This window comes from Aggregatilinea sp. (assembly GCF_036822615.1).
In the GTDB taxonomy this organism is placed as follows: domain Bacteria; phylum Chloroflexota; class Anaerolineae; order Aggregatilineales; family Aggregatilineaceae; genus Aggregatilinea.
On record NZ_DAISHJ010000207.1, the window covers coordinates 1 to 4,401 of the forward strand.

Genomic DNA, 4,401 nt, shown 5'->3' on the forward strand with positions numbered 1-4,401 from the left:
CGTGGTGGCCAGATCGGGCGCGGCCGTGGGTTCGGCCGTCGGCTCAGCGGTGGGTGCTTCGGTGACGACCGGCGCGGACGTCGGCTGCGGGGCGGTGGTCGGAACCGGCGCCTGCGTCTCGACCGGAGCCGAGCCGGTCGGGCCGAGATAAGCATCGTCCAGGTACACGTTCGTCGTGCCGACGAAGTCCTGCGGCTGGCTGCGCACGAAAACCGTAACCGCCGTGCTGGACGCCGTCGCCGTTACCGAGAGCATCCGGTACTGGTCGTAATACTCGACCGGCGACGACCACATGATCGCGCTGCTGGATGGGTCGGTGCCGCCGTTCGGGTCGATCCCCACGCGGATCTGCACGCCGTTCGGGTCTTCGCTGGCGTTCGGGTTATCGAAGGTCGCGGAAGACCAGATATACGCGTAGACGCTGAACTGCAGCGACGTGCCGGGCGTCACCGCGACGCGCTGGTACACGCCCGCGTCGTGCGTGGCGTAGAACGAGTTGTATTCCTGCGCGCTGCTGCCGGAGCGGACGCGGTTCGAAGGCGCGGCTTTATATTCGGGGCGGGCGTTCAGCGCAGACGAGCTGCCGCCTTCCAGATTCCACGGCTGCCACCCGGTCGCCACCTGGAGCGTCGCATCCCCGTTGACACTCACGAACGGCGCTTCAAACCCGGGATTTTGCAGCAAATTGCCGGATTGGAAAGCGCTGGCGCGAGGCAGCGACGGGTTGATCCCCAGGCACATGACGACGACCGCAAGCGCGACGACCAGGCCGATCAAAGCGCGAGCCGAAACAAGTTGCCGTTGTCGCATGAGGCCCCCTTCAAAACACGCGTAATTCGCTGGCTGAGAAACGTGCAATCTGCATTAGTGTAGCATGGATTGAGTGCATGCGCCTCTAGACCGTCTTACCCACTGCTTGAGCAAACGAGCCGGTTTTACACGCCCCACTGCTCCCGCGATCTGTAGGGAAGGGTTTGATGCGCCCTGGCTTTGCTTTTCCCTGATCCCCCATTCCCGGCTTCTTCCCGCCTGCCGATGGTGAGGTCCGCTTTTGCCTTTCCGCACGCCGCAGGCGGGCACAAAAAAAGAGGCCCAGGGGCCTCTTTCTCTCAGATTCAGCGCCAACCCAACCGGGAACGCGTCAGGCCTGTTCGGCCTCGATCCCGGCTTCTTTCAGCACGCGCACCACGCTCGACAGCAGTTCCGACGGGCCGAACGGCTTGGTGATGTAGTCGTTCACTTTGGCGATGTGCAGGCCGAGCACCTTGTCGATGCTTTGCGCCTTGGCCGTCACGACGATGACCGGGATAGACTTCATGTGCTCGTCGGCGCGCATTTGCTGGTACACTTCCCAGCCGTCCATATCCGGCATCATCAGGTCCAGCAGCACCAGATCGGGACGCTTTTCAGCGACGAGCGCCAGCCCTTCGCGCCCGCTGCCCGCGCCCAGCACGTTAAATCCCTGGCGGCTGAGAATCAGCTTCACCAGATCGATCATTTCGGGCTCGTCTTCGATACAAACGACCGTAATCGCTTCAGCCTTTTCTGACATCGCGTACCCGCCTCCAACCGCCTGACTTAACGATGCATAAAAGCACCTCACGACCGTGTTGCCGTGTGTGCGCTCATGCTCAATTGATGATCCCCGCTTGCCTGTAGTCTACCACACCGGAAGAGGCCAGTCTACAACCCCGGCAGGTCTTTGCCCCCTAAAATTGCGGTAAAAATGGGCGCCGGTCTCCATTTTTGAGCCGCGCCCAATCCGCTCACAATTTCGGAATTTTGTACACCTTGATAGGAAATATTTCCCACCCGCGCCGATTTCGTTATAATGACGTGCGGGGATGAGAGCCAGTTTTTGGAGTATCGTATGGTCAGGTTGCCCGGCACAACGCATGATAACCCGAATTCCCACCTGGACAGCACACGCCAGGGCGAGGAATTCATCGCGCAGATTCAGCGCAAAATCGACAGTCTGGTTCAGGAATTTGCCGAGGGCCAGGTCACGCGCGCCCAGTTCCAGCGCCTCTATAACCGCTACCAGCGCCAGATCGCCACGATCCAGCAATTGCTCGACAACGCCGATCAGCAGACGTCCCTGCACGAAGCAATCTTTGAAACCGAAGATACCGTCAAGCTCAAGAAGCGTTTCACGGCCACGCCGCTGGGTATGCGCCTCTACGACCTGCATACCGGCCAGCACATCCATACCTTGGGCGAGTTTCAGGTGGACGATCAACTGGTGACGCCGCTGCTCTACAGCTGCCGCGCCGCCACGTCCGGGAGCTTCCGCGCCGGGACGCGCAGCGCCGAGCTTGAAAACGGCGAATGGCTGTGCTTCATGCCGCGCCAGCACACCATCCTGATCACGCTGTTTTCGCTTCAGCCCACCGACGTCCAGTTGGAGACGCTGGAGCACATGCACGAGGACTTCGAAGCAGCCAACCTCAACGCGCTGCAATCGGATACAACGGAGCCGGGGGAGCTGGTTTATCCTTTTTACGCCATGATGCAGCGCCAGGATCGCCCCCCCCACATTCAAGATCAAGAGGCTTAATCGGGCACTTCGCCACTTTCATCATCCACTGACGCCACCGCGCGCAGCCCGACCATATCGTAAATCGTCAATTGAAGCCCTCGCACGCCGATGAGTCCCTGGTCATCGAGCGCCGCCAGTGCTTGTTCCGCGTCCGATCGCGGGCAGGCCAGAATGCCCGCCAGCTCGCCGCGCGTCAGGCGCAGCGAAAGCTGGATGCGGCTCTCGTCGTGATCGCCGTACCGTTCCGCGAACTGCACCAGCACCCGCGCCAGCCGGACCGGCAGCGGCACCGCGTCGAGCGGCTCGGCGGTTTGCAGCGCGAAGCGCAGCCTCCGGCTGAGCAGCACCAGCAGCTTGATCGACACCGCCGGGTACATCTCCAAAAAGCCGAAGAACTCGGTGCGTCCCAGCTTCAACAGATCGCTCGGCTCGCGCGCGACCATCGTGGCCGAGCGTGGCAGCCCATCGAGCAGCCCAAACTCCCCGAAAAACTGTTCCGGCCCGAACTGCGCCAGGATCCGCTCGCTGCCATCTTCCGACGTCAGCACGGCATCCACCAGCCCCGACCGGACGATATACATGCTGTTGCCCGGACTGCCCTGGCTGAAGATCACCGCGCCCGGCTCGTACTCGCGCGTCACCAGCCGCCGCGCCAGCGGTTCCAGCTCGGCTGCCGTCAGGTTCGCAAAGAGCGAAACGTTACGTAGAAACTGCTCGGTTGACATACCGTCTCCTCCGCGGAAATCGCCTCCCGCCCGTCTACCAGGATAACATAAATACGGGCCCAGGGTTAGCCTCGATCCGCGTGATCTTCGTCCTCAAAAAACAACACGATTCCACCCGTACGAGCGGAATCGTGTCTTTTCAAAACCGGAGAAGCCGGACGGCGTTAGTTGAGCTTGGAATCCGGGTCGATGTCCAGCTTGACGTCCCCGACCGGGCCGGTCGTGGTCGCGTCACCCGCCGGGCTGGCCGGAGGCGCATCCTCGCCCGTGATCTCGACCTTGCCGCTGCGCGGGCGCTGGGCGTCCGCATCCGGCGCGGCGTCCTTGTTCGAGTGCGCCCTCTTGCCGAACACGTCGCGGACCTTGTCCACCATCGTCTGCGCGATGGTGTCCCAGCCTGCGTCATCCGGCGTGCCGACGATGCCGCCGACCAGCCCGCGCACGTCGCGCTCGACCTTCGCGCCGATGTCCGACCACGAGGCTTCCTCTTCGCTGCCGGGCACGTTCACCAGCCGCGCGGCGCCGCTGCGTGTGCGGAATTCCATCTTATTGGTGATGTCGGACCAGTCCGCGTTTTCGTCCGTGCCCACCCACTTCGCCAGGGCGCGGCGCGTACCGGCGTCCATCTGCTCGCCGATTTCCTTCCAACTGGCGTCCTCGCCAGCGCCAACCCAGCCTGCGATGGTCCGGCGCAGCTTGTCGTCCAGATCGCGGCCCAGCTCGTCGTAGTCCGTCTTCTTGGACTTGGACTCATCACCCCAGCCCTCGACGGTTTCCTTGATTTCTTCGTCTAACCGCGCACCCATTTCTTCAGGGTTCGGCGTCGTGTTGTTCTCAGACATGATGTTATCCCTCGCGCTCCCATTACCGATCGTGCATTCTGATTATAGTGTACGTGCGAGTGTAAAGCGGGGTTGCTCTGCGATCCGGTTTCTTATACTTTACTTACAGGCAATCTGCATGGCGATAGCCGCTCCGCCCGTTGTTGGCTTTGCGATTTTTCTCTGTAGCATGAAACCCATCATCTCTCCCTGCCTACTGCCTGTCTCCCCTCTCCAACTTGATTGGAGAGGGGCCGGGGGCTTTCAAGGGTAGGTATTTCATTCTAGGGAGCATCAGCCCACGCATAAGGTCCGA

Annotated in this window: 4 protein-coding genes and 1 pseudogene; 1 reads left to right on the forward strand and 4 read right to left on the reverse strand. The window is 61.7% G+C overall.

Annotated features, from left to right (window positions below; genetic code table 11):
- A pseudogene (locus tag V7116_RS25530) lies at nt 1-810 on the reverse strand (hypothetical protein); the annotation flags it as partial.
- Between the two features lie 331 nt (nt 811-1,141).
- Nucleotides 1,142-1,552: a response regulator transcription factor gene (locus tag V7116_RS25535; protein WP_324394829.1), complete on the reverse strand. Its 411-nt coding sequence runs from the start codon at nt 1,550-1,552 to the stop codon at nt 1,142-1,144.
- A 318-nt stretch (nt 1,553-1,870) separates the two neighbouring features.
- Here V7116_RS25535 and V7116_RS25540 point away from each other — a divergent pair, with 318 nt between their 5' ends.
- Entirely contained in the window at nt 1,871-2,557 is a 687-nt protein-coding gene (locus V7116_RS25540; protein WP_324394830.1) for a hypothetical protein, read from the forward strand.
- Here V7116_RS25540 and V7116_RS25545 read toward each other — a convergent pair.
- A complete protein-coding gene (locus V7116_RS25545) occupies nt 2,554-3,264 on the reverse strand; it encodes a Crp/Fnr family transcriptional regulator (RefSeq protein WP_324394831.1) in 711 nt (236 codons plus the stop codon). The genes V7116_RS25540 and V7116_RS25545 overlap by 4 nt on opposite strands.
- Before the next feature lie 164 nt (nt 3,265-3,428).
- On the reverse strand, nt 3,429-4,106 hold the full coding sequence (locus V7116_RS25550) for a hypothetical protein (protein WP_324394832.1): 678 nt from the start codon (nt 4,104-4,106) through the stop codon (nt 3,429-3,431).
- Nucleotides 4,107-4,401: the final 295 nt, after the last annotated feature.

Excerpts from the sequence above, each read along its gene's own strand:
- V7116_RS25535 (WP_324394829.1), bottom strand. The coding sequence starts at position 1,552 with ATGTCAGAAAAGGCTGAAGCGATTACGGTCGTTTGTATCGAAGACGAG.
- V7116_RS25550 (WP_324394832.1), bottom strand. The coding sequence starts at position 4,106 with ATGTCTGAGAACAACACGACGCCGAACCCTGAAGAAATGGGTGCGCGG.
- V7116_RS25545 (WP_324394831.1), bottom strand. The coding sequence starts at position 3,264 with ATGTCAACCGAGCAGTTTCTACGTAACGTTTCGCTCTTTGCGAACCTG.
- V7116_RS25540 (WP_324394830.1), top strand. The coding sequence starts at position 1,871 with ATGGTCAGGTTGCCCGGCACAACGCATGATAACCCGAATTCCCACCTG.